Origin of the sequence: Lewinella sp. JB7 (assembly GCF_024297185.1) — a bacterium.
In the GTDB taxonomy this organism is placed as follows: domain Bacteria; phylum Bacteroidota; class Bacteroidia; order Chitinophagales; family Saprospiraceae; genus Neolewinella.
This window is the reverse complement of the sequence record NZ_JANCTD010000005.1, coordinates 57,527-71,580: the sequence shown is the minus strand read 5'-3', so window position 1 is coordinate 71,580 and position 14,054 is coordinate 57,527. Positions and strand designations below refer to the sequence as shown.

General features: G+C 57.9%; 22 protein-coding genes. 1 reads left to right on the top strand and 21 read right to left on the bottom strand.

All coding sequences use genetic code 11. The features are described from left to right. Positions 1-30: 30 nt before the first annotated feature. From rpsN to NMA52_RS10300, 20 genes are all read right to left on the bottom strand, one after another. Positions 31-300: a 30S ribosomal protein S14 gene (gene rpsN, locus NMA52_RS10395; protein WP_099106019.1), complete on the bottom strand. Its 270-nt coding sequence runs from the start codon at positions 298-300 to the stop codon at positions 31-33. Then, the gene (gene rplE, locus NMA52_RS10390) at positions 300-866 is read right to left on the bottom strand and encodes a 50S ribosomal protein L5 (RefSeq protein ID WP_254827598.1); all 567 of its coding nucleotides are present in this window, start codon (positions 864-866) and stop codon (positions 300-302) included. Before rplE ends, rpsN begins: the two co-directional genes overlap by 1 nt. Beyond that, positions 866-1,234, bottom strand: a complete 369-nt coding sequence (gene rplX, locus NMA52_RS10385) for a 50S ribosomal protein L24 (RefSeq protein WP_254827597.1) — start codon at positions 1,232-1,234, stop codon at positions 866-868. Before rplX ends, rplE begins: the two co-directional genes overlap by 1 nt. 32 nt (positions 1,235-1,266) lie before the next feature. Further along, positions 1,267-1,635 carry a 50S ribosomal protein L14 gene (rplN, locus tag NMA52_RS10380; RefSeq protein WP_183495624.1) on the bottom strand — a complete coding sequence of 123 codons (369 nt, stop codon included), beginning with the start codon at positions 1,633-1,635 and terminating at the stop codon, positions 1,267-1,269. A gap of 34 nt (positions 1,636-1,669) precedes the next feature. Then, positions 1,670-2,140, bottom strand: coding sequence for a 30S ribosomal protein S17 (gene rpsQ, locus NMA52_RS19165; protein WP_371930958.1), 471 nt, complete (start codon positions 2,138-2,140; stop codon positions 1,670-1,672). A 6-nt stretch (positions 2,141-2,146) separates the two neighbouring features. Then, on the bottom strand, positions 2,147-2,407 hold the full coding sequence (gene rpmC, locus NMA52_RS10370; protein ID WP_254827596.1) for a 50S ribosomal protein L29: 261 nt from the start codon (positions 2,405-2,407) through the stop codon (positions 2,147-2,149). Positions 2,408-2,476: 69 nt separating this feature from the next. Beyond that, positions 2,477-2,896, bottom strand: a complete 420-nt coding sequence (gene rplP / locus NMA52_RS10365) for a 50S ribosomal protein L16 (RefSeq protein ID WP_183495627.1) — start codon at positions 2,894-2,896, stop codon at positions 2,477-2,479. Positions 2,897-3,175: 279 nt separating this feature from the next. Further along, a complete protein-coding gene (rpsC, locus tag NMA52_RS10360) occupies positions 3,176-3,922 on the bottom strand; it encodes a 30S ribosomal protein S3 (RefSeq protein ID WP_254827595.1) in 747 nt (248 codons plus the stop codon). Positions 3,923-3,928: 6 nt separating this feature from the next. Further along, positions 3,929-4,327, bottom strand: a complete 399-nt coding sequence (rplV, locus tag NMA52_RS10355) for a 50S ribosomal protein L22 (RefSeq protein ID WP_254827594.1) — start codon at positions 4,325-4,327, stop codon at positions 3,929-3,931. Positions 4,328-4,436: 109 nt separating this feature from the next. Next, on the bottom strand, positions 4,437-4,703 hold the full coding sequence (rpsS, locus tag NMA52_RS10350) for a 30S ribosomal protein S19 (RefSeq protein WP_099106028.1): 267 nt from the start codon (positions 4,701-4,703) through the stop codon (positions 4,437-4,439). 3 nt (positions 4,704-4,706) lie between these two features. Further along, a complete protein-coding gene (gene rplB, locus NMA52_RS10345) occupies positions 4,707-5,543 on the bottom strand; it encodes a 50S ribosomal protein L2 (RefSeq protein WP_254827593.1) in 837 nt (278 codons plus the stop codon). 89 nt (positions 5,544-5,632) lie between these two features. After that, complete coding sequence (gene rplW, locus NMA52_RS10340) at positions 5,633-5,929, bottom strand: 50S ribosomal protein L23 (protein ID WP_254827592.1); 297 nt, start codon at positions 5,927-5,929, stop codon at positions 5,633-5,635. After that, a complete protein-coding gene (gene rplD / locus NMA52_RS10335) occupies positions 5,922-6,575 on the bottom strand; it encodes a 50S ribosomal protein L4 (RefSeq protein WP_254827591.1) in 654 nt (217 codons plus the stop codon). Before rplD ends, rplW begins: the two co-directional genes overlap by 8 nt. Positions 6,576-6,602: 27 nt before the next feature. Beyond that, positions 6,603-7,223, bottom strand: a complete 621-nt coding sequence (gene rplC / locus NMA52_RS10330; protein WP_254827590.1) for a 50S ribosomal protein L3 — start codon at positions 7,221-7,223, stop codon at positions 6,603-6,605. A 136-nt stretch (positions 7,224-7,359) separates the two neighbouring features. Continuing rightward, positions 7,360-7,668: a 30S ribosomal protein S10 gene (gene rpsJ / locus NMA52_RS10325; RefSeq protein WP_099106033.1), complete on the bottom strand. Its 309-nt coding sequence runs from the start codon at positions 7,666-7,668 to the stop codon at positions 7,360-7,362. Positions 7,669-7,772: 104 nt separating this feature from the next. Then, a complete protein-coding gene (fusA, locus tag NMA52_RS10320; RefSeq protein ID WP_254827589.1) occupies positions 7,773-9,905 on the bottom strand; it encodes an elongation factor G in 2,133 nt (710 codons plus the stop codon). Positions 9,906-9,953: 48 nt separating this feature from the next. Continuing rightward, entirely contained in the window at positions 9,954-10,430 is a 477-nt protein-coding gene (rpsG, locus tag NMA52_RS10315; RefSeq protein ID WP_254827588.1) for a 30S ribosomal protein S7, read from the bottom strand. Between the two features lie 35 nt (positions 10,431-10,465). Further along, positions 10,466-10,840: a 30S ribosomal protein S12 gene (gene rpsL, locus NMA52_RS10310; RefSeq protein ID WP_183495637.1), complete on the bottom strand. Its 375-nt coding sequence runs from the start codon at positions 10,838-10,840 to the stop codon at positions 10,466-10,468. A gap of 271 nt (positions 10,841-11,111) precedes the next feature. After that, the gene (gene ftsY / locus NMA52_RS10305) at positions 11,112-12,074 is read right to left on the bottom strand and encodes a signal recognition particle-docking protein FtsY (RefSeq protein WP_254827587.1); all 963 of its coding nucleotides are present in this window, start codon (positions 12,072-12,074) and stop codon (positions 11,112-11,114) included. Positions 12,075-12,104: 30 nt separating this feature from the next. After that, positions 12,105-12,701: a hypothetical protein gene (locus tag NMA52_RS10300; RefSeq protein WP_254827586.1), complete on the bottom strand. Its 597-nt coding sequence runs from the start codon at positions 12,699-12,701 to the stop codon at positions 12,105-12,107. 211 nt (positions 12,702-12,912) lie between these two features. On the opposite strand from NMA52_RS10300, the gene NMA52_RS10295 reads away from it, so the two are divergent. Beyond that, positions 12,913-13,731: an alpha/beta fold hydrolase gene (locus tag NMA52_RS10295; RefSeq protein ID WP_254827585.1), complete on the top strand. Its 819-nt coding sequence runs from the start codon at positions 12,913-12,915 to the stop codon at positions 13,729-13,731. Here NMA52_RS10295 and NMA52_RS10290 read toward each other — a convergent pair. Further along, positions 13,728-14,039: a F0F1 ATP synthase subunit epsilon gene (locus NMA52_RS10290; RefSeq protein ID WP_254827584.1), complete on the bottom strand. Its 312-nt coding sequence runs from the start codon at positions 14,037-14,039 to the stop codon at positions 13,728-13,730. The genes NMA52_RS10295 and NMA52_RS10290 overlap by 4 nt on opposite strands. Positions 14,040-14,054: the final 15 nt, after the last annotated feature.

The window sequence follows — 14,054 nt, the reverse complement described above, 5'->3', positions numbered from 1 at the left end:
AACTTCCGGGGCTGTTAATAGTATATTGGTTTACCAGGATGCTTTACGCACGCCGGGGATCTTGCCGTCGAGTGCCATCTCACGGAACTTGACGCGGCACAGGCCGAACTTACGCATGTAGCCCTTCGGGCGACCGGTAAGACCGCAGCGGTTGTGCAGGCGGATGGGGTTGGAATTACGGGGAAGCTTATCGAGCTCCTCCCATTCTCCGGCAGCCTTCAGCGCGGCACGCTTCTCGGCGTACTTGGCGACCATGCGCTCCCGCTTGCGTTCGCGGGCAATCAGTGATTTACGAGCCATTAGTCGTTGGTATTATTTTGGTTCTTGAACGGAAGTCCGAGGGCCTTCAGCAGCGCGAGGGCCTCAGCGTCGGTTTTGGCGCTGGTCACGAAGGTGATGTCGAATCCGGTAATGTTAGCCACATCGTCGAGGCTGATCTCCGGGAAGATGATCTGCTCGGTTACGCCCATGGTGTAGTTACCACGACCGTCGAAGCTCTTGTCGTTGATGCCGCGGAAGTCGCGCACCCGGGGAAGGGCGGTAGAGATGAGACGGTCCAGGAAGTCGTACATCTTTTCCCGACGCAGGGTAACCTTGGCTCCGATGGCCATTCCGTCGCGGAGTTTGAAGTTCGACACCGACTTCTTTGCCTTGGTGGTGACGGCCTGCTGACCGGCGACCAGGGTCATTTCCTTGACGGCGTTCTCGACCAGTTTACGGTCCTGGGTACCCTTACCGACGCCCTGGTTGATGGCGATCTTGAGCAGGCGAGGTACTTCCATGGGGGATTTGTAGCCGAACTGCTCCTGCAGCTTGGCCCGTACCTCATCGTCGTACTTCTTCTTGATTCTTGGAGTGTAGCTCATTATGCTATGATGTTATCGTTACGCTTACCGTACCGCTGTAGCTTACCGTTCTCGTCGGCTTTACGGCCGACACGGGTGGGGGTTACTTCATCTACGGACGGGTCGACGAGCATGAGGTTACTAATGTGGATGGGAGCAGCCTTATCGACGATGCCGCCGGCGGCCTCCTCGGTGGGCTTCTGGTGCTTCTTCCGGATGTTCACACCGTCTACCAGGGCGCGGTTCTCGTGGGGGAATACCTCGAGTACTTCGCGGGCCGTGGTTCGGTCGCGGTAGGCACCGCTGATCACTACCACCCGGTCGCCCTTCTTAATCTTAAGCTTGGGCGTGTGCCGCTTCTGCTTGTCTTTATAGGTCTTGTTAGCCATTGCTAATTAATTTATAGCCTCTTTACAGAGGGTTACAGCACCTCGGGGGCCAGTGATACGATTTTCATGTAGTCGCGGTCGCGCAGTTCGCGAGCCACGGGACCGAAAATACGGGTGCCCCGGGGCTCTTCGGCTGCGTTGAGCAGTACGACGGCGTTGTCGTCGAAGCGAATGTAAGAGCCGTCCTTACGGCGGACTTCCTTCTTGGTGCGTACGACTACGGCACGGGAAACCGAACCTTTCTTGACGTTTCCTCCGGGGGAGGCTTCCTTTACGCTGACAACGATCTGGTCGCCGATGGAGGCGTAGCGCCGCTTCGAGCCACCCAGTACCCGAATACAGAGTACTTCCTTGGCTCCGCTGTTATCGGCTACGCGCAAACGTGATTCCTGTTGGATCATGACAAATTATTTTTGATGCCGTTTACGATTGGGTTTACTTGGCCTGCTCCAGTACGGAGATCAGGCGCCAGCGCTTGCGGCGGCTCAGCGGCCGACACTCCATGATGCGTACGAGGTCGCCGATCTGGCACTCGTTCTGCTCATCGTGGGCGATCAGCTTCTTGGTTTTCTTTACGTACTTACCGTAGATGGGGTGCTGCAGACGACGCTCGATCGCCACGCTGATGGTCTTATCCATCTTATTGCTCACCACTACGCCGTCACGAGTCTTGCGCTCGTTACGTCCGGAGTCCGCTTTAGCGGATGCAGCCTGGGGCGCGGACGCGGGAGCTTTGGCTTTCTCTTTGGCCGATCCCTCCTGCTGGCCTCCGCCGGTTACGGATTCGACCGCACTGGCGGCGGTATCGATCGCGTCATCCACGGCGTGGGTGATCTTATTGAGAAGGCCACCCTGATCTTCCTGGGTCTGCTCCTTTTCCGGGGTATTCTTTTCCTCGTTGCTCATCTTGAATTACTTTTTGCGGCGGCGGCGGCGAATGTCATCACGTTTCCCGAGGTCCTCCTGGGAGAGCTGAGCCAGCTCACGACGGCGGACTTCCGTTTTGATCCGGGCAATGTCCCGGCGCACGGAGCGCAGTTGCAGGGGGTTCTCGATCCCGTTAACGGTGTGATCGAACTTCATTTTTTCGAAGCTTGCGGTGGTCTCGTTGAGCTGATCTTGCAGATCGGCATCGGAGACGTCCCGTAGTTCTAAGGTTTTATTACTCGCCATCAGAATCTGATTGTACCGCGTCCCGAATGTGATCGGGAGCAGATTTAGCTTTTATGGTTAATTACGTGATTACCCCTGATAGTCTACCCGGGTGATCGTTTTGGTGAGTACCGGAAGCTTCTGGGCGGCAAGGCGCAGGGCTTCTTCGGCAACTTCCCGGGTTACGCCATCCAGTTCGAACAGGACACGGCCGGGCTGTACCTGAGCGACCCAGTGGTCGAGGGCACCCTTACCCTTACCCATCCGCACTTCAAGCGGCTTGCTGGTGATCGGCTTATCGGGAAAAATGCGGATCCATACCTTACCCTCCCGTTTCATATGACGGGTCATGGCAATACGCGCGGCTTCGATCTGCCGGTTGGTGATCCGTCCGGCGTCCAGGCTCTTCAGGCCAAAACTTCCAAAGGAAACCAAGTTACCACGACCAGCCAGCCCGGTATTCCGACCTTTCTGTTGCTTGCGGTATTTCGTTCTTTTCGGCTGTAACATGATGCAAAGTTTAAGAGGGCTCCCGTAGAGCGGGGCAAAGGTACGCTTTTGCCCCGATATGGGAAAGGATAACGCTCCTTTTATTCGGAGCAAAGGAAAGCAAGGTAGCAATGGCGGAATCCGCGCGGTGCTACCCTGCTTTTCGGGATGGGAAGCCAGCGCAAAAGGCTGTTTTGATGGCTTCCGTTTCGGTTGTTCTCGCCAGGAGGCGGTTAAGTCGATCGGTGTCCGTTGCCCCGGGGGCCTTCGTCGATCACCGACAGTAATCTGCGGGAGTGGTTAGCGGCGTCCGCCTCCCCGGCGGTTGCCACCACCGCGACCTCCCCGGTCGCCACCACGGCTTCCCCGGTCATCGCGGTCGCCCTTCGTAGCGAGTCCGGCATTGGGGTTCAGGTCACGCTTACCGAGAACCTCACCCTTACAGAGCCACACTTTGATGCCGATACGGCCGTAGACCGTGTGGGCTTCCTTGTGGGCGTAGTCGATGTCGGCACGGAAAGTATGCAGGGGGGTACGGCCCTCCTTGTACTCCTCCGTCCGGCTCATGTCCGATCCGTTAAGACGGCCAGAGATGCGCACCTTGATGCCCTCAGCGCCCGCCCGCATCGTGGAGGCGATGCTGGTCTTGATGGCGCGGCGGTAGTTGATGCGAGCTTCGATCTGGTTGGCTACGGATTCGGCGACGATGTTAGCGTCGAGCTCCGGCTTACGGATCTCGATGATGTTGATCTGTACATCCTTATCCGTCAGGCGGCGCAGCTCTTCGCGGATCTGATCGATCTCCTTACCTCCCTTACCGATGATGATGCCGGGACGGGACGTGTGGATCGTCAGCGTAACCCGCTTGAGGGTACGCTCAATGATGATGCGCGCGATGCCACCCTTATTGATACGGGTTTGCAGGTAGGTACGCAGCTTCTCGTCTTCGATGACGTTGGAGGCGTAGTCTTTATCGGCGAACCAGTTACTGTCCCAGCCGCGAATGTAACCGAGTCGGTTACCAATTGGATTAGTCTTTTGACCCATGGTTAGTTATGCTTGGACGGTTTCGGATTCGGTTTTGGCAACGCCCTCGCTCGGCAGAGCGATCTTGTTGCTAACCTTGATGGTGACGTGGCAGCTGTGCTTCCGGATCCGGTGCGCACGACCGTGGGGGGCCGGACGGAACCGCTTGATCTGGGCACCGGCGTCGGCGAAGGCTTCGCTGACGTAGAGATCGTACTCGTCGGCGCTTTCCAGTCCGTCGTTCTTGTACTCCCAGTTGGCGACCGCTGAAAGAAGGTTTTTCTTGAGCCAGATCGCAGCTTCCTGCTTGCTGTACTCCAGGATGCCGAGCGCCTCCCCCACCCGCTTGCCGCGGATCAGGTCGACGACGAGCCGCATCTTGCGGACCGACATCGGAATGCTATTTAAACTTGCTGTTGCTTCCATTACTTGGATAAAAATTATGAGGGAACGGGTTAGTAAGCCGGGCCGCAGGGGCGAGGACCTACTCTTCCTTCACTCTGTTATTGTACAATAGTCCGGGAATTCCCCTGGTCTACTTCTTCTTGCCACCGTGACCACGGAAGGAACGGGTAGGTGCAAACTCACCGAGCTTGTGACCGACCATGTTCTCCGTAACGTAAACGGGTACGTGAGTCTTACCGTTGTGGACGGCAATCGTGAGACCTACCATGTCGGGAACGATCATGGAGGCGCGGGACCAGGTTTTGATCATGCCCTTGCGACCGCCTTCCTGCGACTTTACAATCTTGTCGTACAGCTTGTGGAAAACGTAGGGGCCTTTCTTGAGCGAACGTGCCATAGTTTATTTCTTGTTCTTGGTCTTGCGACGGCTGATGATCATTTTGTTGCTGGCCTTATTCACGTTGCGGGTCTTCTGGCCCTTAGCCATAATACCGGTACGTGAACGGGGGTGTCCGCCGGAAGCGCGACCCTCACCACCACCCATGGGGTGATCGACGGGGTTCATGGCTACACCGCGAACGCGGGGACGGCGACCGAGCCAGCGGTTACGGCCGGCCTTTCCGGCAACCGTAAGGGCGTGGTCGGGGTTGGAGGTAGCTCCGATGACGGCCCGGCACGTCTTTAAGATACGGCGAACCTCGCCACTGGGCAACTTCACGGATACGAAGCGGCCTTCCTTACCCATCAGGACACCATTGGTGCCGGCGGAACGGGCAAGAGCGGCTCCCTTACCGGGCTGCAGCTCGATGGCGTGAATCTGGGCACCGAGGGGTACGTCTCCCAGGAGCATGCAGTTTCCTACGTCCGGCGTTGCATCGGCACCACTGACGATGGTGTCGCCTACGGTGAGTCCCTGGGGAGCGATGATGTAACGCTTCTCGCCGTCGGTGTACTCCACGAGCGCGATGAAGGCGGTGCGGTTGGGATCGTACTCGATGGTCTTCACCTCGGCACGAATACCGTCTTTCTCCCGCCGGAAGTCGACGATACGGTAGCGGCGCTTGTGACCACCACCACGCTGGCGGACGGTCATCTTGCCGGTCTTGTTACGACCACCCGTACGCTTGACGGGGGCCAGCAGGCTCTTCTCGGGCTTGTCGCCCGTCAGTTCGGTAAACTTGTTACCGACGTGAAAGCGAGATCCGGCGGATACCGGCTTAAACTTCTTAATTGGCATTATTGCACTGATTGTCCGGTGAATCTCGGAGCATGAAGACGGAAGCCCAGATCGACCCTGGCCCGCTGCTCCCCACCCACCGGGGTTCCTTAAATTTCGTTATACAGGTCGAGAGTGTCTCCTTCGATCAGCGTCACGATGGCTTTCTTAAAGCCCGCTACGCGACCGCGAATCACGCCCGACTTGGTCGATCTGTTTTTGCTCTTGCCCGGCATGTTCATCGTGTTCACGCTGTCGACGGTGACGCCGTAACGGGATTCGATGGCATTGCGGACTTCGATCTTGTTCGCAGATCCGTTCACCACGAAGGTGTACTGGGTCTGGTTTTCACTGAGTAGCTCGGCCTTTTCCGAAACTACCGACTTGATGAGGATTGTCTTAGCCATTGGTCGTTGTGGTTTCGTGGGCAGCGAACTGCTCCTTAAGTTTATCAATTGCTCCTTCGGCAAGCAGTACGGTACCGGCGCGCATAATGTCGTAGGTACTCACCGCTCCGGCGCTGATGACCGCGCTGTTGGGGAGGTTACGGCCGCTACGGAAGACGTTGGTGTCGTGCTCCGCGGTGATCAGCAGGACCTTTCCTTCCGTCGCCTTCACGGCGCCGAGGAAGTTGACGAAGTCCTTGGTCTTGGGGGTATCGAACTTGAGATCCTCCACGAGGGTGATCTTCCCGGCCGAAGCCTTGGCCGACAGGGCGGAAGCCCGTGCGGCCAGTTTGACCTTCTTGTTCAGCTTGATGCCGTAGGTGCGGGGGCGGGGGCCGAAGATCCGTCCACCACTGCGGAAGAGCGGGTTCTTGATGTCGCCCTTACGCGATCCACCGGTACCCTTCTGCTTGTGCAATTTCTTGGTAGAACCGGCAATCTCGCCGCGTTCCTTAGCCTTGTGGGTACCCTGACGCTGGGCGGCGAGGTAAGCCTTGACGGCGAGGTAAACGGCGTGCTCATTGGGGGCTACGCCGAAGATGTTCTCGGGCAGCTCTACTTCGCGGCCGGTTTCGGCACCCGTTGCGCTATGAACTTGTAGTTTCATTTCTATTTATTTTAGAGGCGGGGCGCCTTACTTGTGAAGAATTACGGTTCCACCCTTGGGGCCGGGAACGGCACCCTTTACCAGGATCAGGTTGCGCTCGGGGAATACGCGCAGTACCCGGAGGTTCTTTACGGTTACCCGTCCGCCACCATCGCGACCGGCCATCCGCATACCCTTGAATACGCGGGCGGGGTAGCTGGCGGCACCGATCGAACCGGGGGCACGCTGGCGGTTATGCTGACCGTGGGTAGCATCGTTGACCCCCTTGAAGTTGTGGCGCTTTACAACACCCTGGAAGCCCTTACCCTTGCTGGTTCCGACGGCGGCGCACAGGTCGCCCTCGATGAAGACTTCATCCACGGTAACCGTATCGCCGAGGGCCTTGGCCAGATTCATGTCACGAAATTCGATGACATCGGTCTTAGGACCGGTACCGGCGGCCTTGAAGTGGCCTACCAGTTGTTGGCTGCTGCTTTTTTCTTTCTTGTCGCCGTAAGCGAGCTGCAGCGCGTTATATTGATCCGTATCGTCGGTTTTCACCTGAGTGACCACACAGGGACCGGCCTCGATGACCGTACAGGCCACGTTGCGACCTGCGTCGTCGAAGATGGAGGTCATCCCGACTTTTTTACCAATTATACCGTTCATGGGTCTAAATTTTTCCGCCTTCCCCTTTTTTGGAGAGCGGGCGGTATGCCCCGATCCGCGAAGGAAGGGAGCCGTTAATCAATGGAGTGTTAACCTATCGGTCGCGTAAGGACCGGGCCGATCAAAGGATGGCGGTTTAGGTTAGCTTCACCTGAATATCTACCCCACTGGGAAGCTCCAGCTTCGCCAGGGCGTCAACCGTCTTCTGGTTGGGGGTATAAATTTCGATGAGGCGCTTGTGGGTGCGCAACTGGAACTGCTCCCGGGATTTCTTATTTACGTGCGGCGAGCGCAGAACGGTGTAAATATCTTTCTCGGTGGGCAGCGGAATCGGACCGGTTACGATGGCCCCACTGTTTTTTACGGTCTTGACGATCTTCTCGGTAGACTTATCCACCAGGTTGTGATCGTAAGAACGCAGCTTAATGCGAATTTTCTGATTCATGCCAGATTTGTTTGTCAAGGATGGAGGAGGGAAGGTCCGACGCGTGGGTCATCCCTTCCCTCCCGTAAAACCGAAGAGCATCCTCCCCGGGAGTTAACTGGGTTCTATGCTTCGCCGCGGGCTTTAGCGATGATTTCCTTCGCTACGCCGGAGGGAGCCTCGGTGTAGTGGCTGAAGGTCATGCTCGAGCTGGCCCGACCGGAAGTGATCGTACGCAGGTCGGTCACGTAACCGAACATTTCGCTCAGGGGCACGTCGGCCGTGATCTTGACGGCTCCGCCCGCGACCGGGTTCTGTCCTTTCGGCAGACCGCGGCGACGGTTGAGGTCACCGATCACGTTACCCGTGTACTCCTCCGGAGTGGTGATCACGACGTTCATGATGGGTTCGAGCAGCTTGGGCTGCGCCTGGTTAGCGGCCGCCTTGAAGCCTTCCTTCGCACAAAGTTCGAAGGCGATGGGCTTGGAGTCGACCGAGTGCATGGCACCGTCGAACACCCGCACCTTCATGCTGTCGATGTTGTAGCCGGCCAGTACGCCGTTCTTCATCATCGACTTGAATCCGTCGCGAATCGGCTTCTGGTAGTTCTTGTCGATCGATCCACCGACGATGTCCCACACGAACTGGAGATTCTCCTTTCCGCTCTTGAAGTCCTCGCTTTCCAGGAATTCCTCGTCAGCGGGGCCGAGGTCGAAGCTCATGTCGGCGAACAGACCGGAACCACCCGACTGCTTCTTGAGCCGCTCGCGGTGAGTAACGGTGTTGAAGAGGGCTTCCTTGTAGTTCACCTGGGGCGCGCCTACGTTGGCTTCTACCTTGAACTCCCGCTTCAGACGGTCGACGATGATCTCGAGGTGCAACTCACCCATACCGCTGATGACGGTCTGGTTGGTGTCCTCATCGTACTTCACCTGGAAGGTCGGATCCTCTTCGGCAAGCTTACCGAGGGCCATACCGAGTTTGTCGATGTCCTTCTGCGTCTTGGGCTCCACGGCAACTCCGATCACGGGGTCGGGGAAAACCATTGATTCCAGTACGATCGGGTTGTTCTCGTCACACAGGGTATCACCGGTACGGATGTCCTTGAAACCAACGGCGGCGGCGATGTCACCGGCCTCTACCTTGGTGATGCTCTCCTGCTTATTGGCGTGCATCTGGTACAGACGGGAAATGCGCTCCTTGTTACCGCTGCGGGTATTCTTCACGTAAGAGCCGGCGTCTAGACGACCGGAGTAAACGCGCATGAAGGCGAGGCGGCCGACGAAGGGGTCGGTAGCGATCTTGAAGGCCAGCGCGGCGAAGGGCTCGTCGACCGAAGCCTTACGCTCCAGGATCTTCTCCTCGTTGTCGGGATCGGTTCCCTTGATGGCGGGAACGTCCAGCGGGCTGGGCAGGTAAGCGCAAACCGCGTCGAGCACGGCCTGTACGCCTTTGTTCTTGAAGGCGGAACCACACATCATGGGCACGAAAGCGGCGTCCATAACGGCGTCACGGACGGCCTTGCGTACTTCCTCGACGCTGATGCTCTCGGGATCCTCGAAGTACTTCTCCAGAAGGCTTTCGTCGTATTCGGCGACGGCCTCGAGCAGCTTCTCGCGCCATTCGTTGACGGTTTCGACGAGATCTTCGGGGGTATCGATAACCTCGAAGGTCATACCCTGGTCCTCCTCGTTCCATACGATGGCCTGCATGGTGATCAGGTCGACGACGCCCTTAAAGCGTTCCTCGGCACCGATGGGGACCTGCAGGGGAATGGATTTGGAACCCAGCTTCTCCTCTACGTCCTTCACGACGCTGAAGAAATCGGCACCCGAACGGTCCATCTTATTGACGAAACCGATCCGGGGTACTTTATAGTTATTGGCCAGACGCCAGTTAGTTTCGGACTGAGGCTCTACGCCGGATACGGCGCAGAACAGGAACACCAGACCATCGAGTACGCGGAGCGAACGGTTCACCTCTACGGTGAAGTCCACGTGACCCGGGGTGTCGATGATGTTGAAGATGTAGGACTGGTCCTTCCACTTCCAGTTGGTGTGGGTGGCGGCGGAGGTAATGGTGATACCCCGCTCCTGCTCCTGCTCCATCCAGTCCATGGTGGCCGCTCCGTCGTGCACTTCGCCGATCTTATGGGAGATGCCGGTGTAGTAAAGGATACGCTCGGTGGTCGTCGTCTTGCCCGCGTCGATGTGGGCGGCGATGCCGATGTTCCTGGTATATTTAAGATCCGTAGCCATGGCTTGGAATATTTATAATTTGAAATGGGAAATTGAAACGTTCAATTTCTACCGCCCGTAGTGAGCGAAAGCACGGTTGGACTCGGCCATCTTGTGGGTCTCTTCCTTCCGCTTGACGGCCAGGCCTTCGTTGCGGCTGGCGGCCAACAGTTCGGCGGCGAGCTTCTCGGCGAAACCCTTACCGCTGCGCTGACGGGCAAAACGGACCAGCCACTTCATCCCGATGGACATCTTGCGCTTACCGCGGATCTCGGTGGGGATCTGGAAGGTCGCACCCCCGATGCGGCGGCTGCGTACCTCTACCTGGGGCATGGCGTTGTTGATGGCGCGCTTCCACACTTCGTACTCGTCGATTTCTTCGTTAGCGACACGATCCTTGATGATGTCCATGGCATCGTAGAAGACGGCAAAGGCCGTGCTCTTCTTCCCGGAGTACATCAGGTTGTTCACGAACTGGGTCACGAGGGTATCGCCGAAGCGGGGGTCCGGAGTGACGATCCGGAGTTTTGGTTTTCTTTTACGCATTGTTCAGCGGTTTCTTTGGTGAAACGTAAATCGGATTATTTCTTGGGGCGCTTGGCACCGTACTTCGAGCGGGCCTGCTTACGGTTGGCAACGCCGGCCGTGTCGAGGGCTCCCCGTACGATGGTGTAGCGAACACCGGGAAGATCCTTTACACGACCCCCGCGGATCAGCACGATGCTGTGCTCCTGCAGGTTGTGTCCTTCACCGGGGATGTAAGCGATCACCTCGATACCGTTGGTAAGACGCACTTTAGCCACCTTCCGCAGGGCGGAGTTCGGCTTCTTCGGCGTAGTGGTGTACACGCGGGTACACACGCCACGCTTTTGCGGACAGGCATCCAGCGCGCGAGACTTGCTCGACTCCACGATCTGCTTGCGGCCCTTCCGCACTAATTGATTAATTGTAGGCATACGTTTTCTTTGCTTTACGAACGCTTTTTATAATACCAGAGGCCTACCTCCTGAAAAAGCGAGCACAAAGGTACTCATTTATTTTTGGATTTCCTAAGAGAATCCGTAGCAGCGTACATTTTTCTGGCGCGCGCGCGGGAGCCGGCAAATTTCGGGGAAGAGCCATGCCTTCGCGTTACCGGTTCACACCCGACACACTACCCAGCTAGCCGGCTTTTACCGAAAGGACATTGCACCCGCGGCCCCGCCCCCCGGTTCTACGGGCGGAAGCCTAAAATTCCTCGCCGAAGAGGCTGTCGACGAAGGCGCGCTTGTTGAAGATCTGCAGGTGATCGACCCCCTCGCCCACGCCGATATAGCGGATGGGTACCCGAAACTGGTCGGTGATGCCGATGGCCACGCCCCCCTTTGCCGTACCGTCGAGCTTGGTGAGGGCCAGCGCGTTGACCTCGGTCGCTTCGGTAAATGCCTTGGCCTGCTCGATGGCGTTCTGCCCGGTAGTGGCGTCGAGCACGAGCAGCACCTGGTGGGGGGCGCCGGGCAGGGCCTTCGTGACGGAACGCTTGATCTTGGAGAGCTCCTTCATCAGGTTGAACTTGGTGTGGAGGCGGCCCGCGGTGTCAATAATGGCTACGTCGCACTTATTGGCCTGGGCGAACTTCACGGTCTCGTAAGCCACGGCGGCGGGGTCGGTATTCATGCCCTTGGAGTAGAACTCGCAGCCCACCCGCTTGGCCCAGATGCCCAACTGGTCCACGGCGGCGGCGCGGAAGGTATCGGCGGCTCCGAGCACCACCTTATGACCCTGCCGCTGGTACTGGTTGGCCAGCTTACCGATGGTGGTGGTCTTCCCTACCCCGTTGACGCCGACGACCAGAATGACCGCAGGACGCTCGGTGGTGGGTAAGCTGTAGTCGTCGACATCTTCCTGGTTCTGCTCCGCCAGCAGATTGACGATCTCGTCCCGGAGGATCTCGTTGAGTTCGCTGGTGTTGAGGTAGCGATCTTCCGCTACCCGGGCCTCGATGCGCTCGATGATCTTAATGGTAGTGTCGAGCCCCACGTCGCTCGAGATCAGGACGGTTTCCAGTTCGTCCAGTACTTCCTCGTCCACCCGGTCCTTACCGGCGACGGCCCGGCCGATCTTATTGAAGAACCCCTGCTTGGTCTTTTCCAGTCCCTTGTCGAGATCTTCCTTCTTTTCGGGCGTAAAAAACTTCTTGAAAAAACTCATGCGTCGACGATTAAGCCGCGAAGGTAAGACTTACCCCCGTGACAGCGGACGGGGAAGCTGCAGGCGGGGCATCACCCGCCGCACCCCCGTTGCGGGTCGGGGTTCCGCGGGCAGTTCCGGCTGTGGCAGGTGTTGCAGCACGAAGTTGGGCAGCTGCAGGAGGGAATCCAGCATGGCGTGGTGAGGAGCGACGGCCAGTTCGTTGTAGGACGATCTCCCGTTGCAGATAGCCAGATTGAAGTGTACCCAGGCCTGGTTTGCGAGGTGAAGGAGCCGGGGCGTGTCCACCGCGGCGAAACTCAGACGGGGGTTTCCGATACCGGCGTTCTGCTGGGCCAGGACGATGGGGTTCTCGTGCTTCTGCTGGCGGGTGATCACCTCCTGTACGGTACCCTCCTCGTCGACGGTCCAGCCCAGGCGGTCCAGGATGATCATGGTATCCCGGCGGCCGTAGTCGCTGAGTAGACAGGTGCGTACGCCGCGCTTGCCCAACCAGGCGAAAAGGGCCTCGGCGCCGGGCATCTTTTCCAGGGAAGCGGTGTGGAGGAAGCGGTCCATGCCGTCCTGCACCCCGACGCACATGTCGTTGAGCCGCAATACGGCGAGCTGGAGGTGTGGCTGGATCATGCGAAAGTCGGGATGGTAGGACAGGATCGATTCGGTAGCAGTCAGTTGGAGAACTAACCTGGTGGCGGGCAGGTAATTACAACTACGAAGCTAAACCATCGATTGCGCATAATCCAGTCCCCGGCAGCGATTTAATCTAGTCTTAATATGCCGGCTCCTTTTTGCGCCGTATGCTTACAAACCCTTAATGCTAAACGTACGTTGTAGTCCCATGCACCAGGATCCGCCGGCATCAGGCATTCTTCACCATACCATATACCGTCAGGACGACACCTTCGAGTGGATGGTATTCATCCACGGTGCCGGGGGCAGTTCGATCACCTGGAAGCACCAGGTGCGTGCCTTCAAACCCTTCTTCAACCTGCTGCTGATCGACATGCGCGATCACGGGTACAGCAAGGACCTGGAACCCGAATACAGCACGTACGATTTTGACATCGTGACGGACGATGTCCTGCGCACCATCGACCACGTCGGTATCCGGCGCGCGCACTTCCTGTCCCTTTCCCTGGGCAGCCTCGTGCTCCAGCGGCTCTACGACCGGCGGCCGGAACTGATCGAATCGATGATCATGGCCGGCGGAGTATTCAAGGCCGACTGGAAGATCCGCCTCTTTGCCCACAGCGGCAAGTTCCTGAGTTACTTCGTTCCCTTCCGCTGGATTTACGACACCTTCATTATGATCGTACTGCCGCGGGAGAATCACGCCCCCAGCCGCCGGCTGTACCGCCTGCAATCCAAGAAGCTGACTCCGGTGGAGTTCCTGAAGTGGTTGGGGCTGTACCGCGACTTTTTCTCGATCGTCAAGCGATTTTACCAGCGGCAGTTGCGCACCTCAAGCCTGATCGTCATGGGAGGGCAGGATCACGTATTCCTGGAGGCGGCGCAGCGATTCGCGAAAAAGCAGGCGCACCATGCCGAGCTGGTCGTGCTGGAGGGCTGCGGTCACCTCTGTAATCTGGAGGAAGTGCAGCGCTTTAATGAAGCCGTACTGAAGTTTCTGAAAAAGCCGGTTGCGCCGGTCGCCTAGCGCATATTGCGGGCGCCCTGGACGAGCAGGTTGACCTCGTTGTTGAGGACTTCCACGAATCCGCGGTCGATGGAGAACGTAAGGCTCCGGCTGGGCGTGCTCTCCTTCTTCATACCGCTGGTGTCTTCGTTGTAGTAGCTGTACTCACCGCTTCCGGTTACGACGGTCACCCGTCCGGCGGTCAGGCTGGAGACGAGGGGCGCGTGGTTATCGAGCAACTGAAAACTTCCATCGGTACCGGGCAGGGATACCTTGGTCACGTTGCCGGTGAAAATGGTGCGATCGGGCGTGAGGACGGAGATCTTCATTGGTGGTAGTGTGGT

Coding starts and splice junctions, on each gene's coding strand:
- rplN (WP_183495624.1), bottom strand. CDS start 1,635: ATGATCCAACAGGAATCACGTTTGCGCGTAGCCGATAACAGCGGAGCC.
- rpsL (WP_183495637.1), bottom strand. CDS start 10,840: ATGCCTACAATTAATCAATTAGTGCGGAAGGGCCGCAAGCAGATCGTG.
- rplE (WP_254827598.1), bottom strand. CDS start 866: ATGAGCTACACTCCAAGAATCAAGAAGAAGTACGACGATGAGGTACGG.
- fusA (WP_254827589.1), bottom strand. CDS start 9,905: ATGGCTACGGATCTTAAATATACCAGGAACATCGGCATCGCCGCCCAC.
- rplD (WP_254827591.1), bottom strand. CDS start 6,575: ATGAAACTACAAGTTCATAGCGCAACGGGTGCCGAAACCGGCCGCGAA.
- NMA52_RS10290 (WP_254827584.1), bottom strand. CDS start 14,039: ATGAAGATCTCCGTCCTCACGCCCGATCGCACCATTTTCACCGGCAAC.
- rpsJ (WP_099106033.1), bottom strand. CDS start 7,668: ATGAATCAGAAAATTCGCATTAAGCTGCGTTCTTACGATCACAACCTG.
- rplX (WP_254827597.1), bottom strand. CDS start 1,234: ATGGCTAACAAGACCTATAAAGACAAGCAGAAGCGGCACACGCCCAAG.
- rplB (WP_254827593.1), bottom strand. CDS start 5,543: ATGCCAATTAAGAAGTTTAAGCCGGTATCCGCCGGATCTCGCTTTCAC.
- rplC (WP_254827590.1), bottom strand. CDS start 7,223: ATGAACGGTATAATTGGTAAAAAAGTCGGGATGACCTCCATCTTCGAC.
- rpsC (WP_254827595.1), bottom strand. CDS start 3,922: ATGGGTCAAAAGACTAATCCAATTGGTAACCGACTCGGTTACATTCGC.
- rpsQ (WP_371930958.1), bottom strand. CDS start 2,140: ATGAGCAACGAGGAAAAGAATACCCCGGAAAAGGAGCAGACCCAGGAA.
- rplW (WP_254827592.1), bottom strand. CDS start 5,929: ATGGCTAAGACAATCCTCATCAAGTCGGTAGTTTCGGAAAAGGCCGAG.
- rpmC (WP_254827596.1), bottom strand. CDS start 2,407: ATGGCGAGTAATAAAACCTTAGAACTACGGGACGTCTCCGATGCCGAT.
- NMA52_RS10295 (WP_254827585.1), top strand. CDS start 12,913: ATGCACCAGGATCCGCCGGCATCAGGCATTCTTCACCATACCATATAC.
- ftsY (WP_254827587.1), bottom strand. CDS start 12,074: ATGAGTTTTTTCAAGAAGTTTTTTACGCCCGAAAAGAAGGAAGATCTC.
- rplP (WP_183495627.1), bottom strand. CDS start 2,896: ATGTTACAGCCGAAAAGAACGAAATACCGCAAGCAACAGAAAGGTCGG.
- rpsG (WP_254827588.1), bottom strand. CDS start 10,430: ATGCGTAAAAGAAAACCAAAACTCCGGATCGTCACTCCGGACCCCCGC.
- rplV (WP_254827594.1), bottom strand. CDS start 4,327: ATGGAAGCAACAGCAAGTTTAAATAGCATTCCGATGTCGGTCCGCAAG.
- NMA52_RS10300 (WP_254827586.1), bottom strand. CDS start 12,701: ATGATCCAGCCACACCTCCAGCTCGCCGTATTGCGGCTCAACGACATG.
- rpsN (WP_099106019.1), bottom strand. CDS start 300: ATGGCTCGTAAATCACTGATTGCCCGCGAACGCAAGCGGGAGCGCATG.
- rpsS (WP_099106028.1), bottom strand. CDS start 4,703: ATGGCACGTTCGCTCAAGAAAGGCCCCTACGTTTTCCACAAGCTGTAC.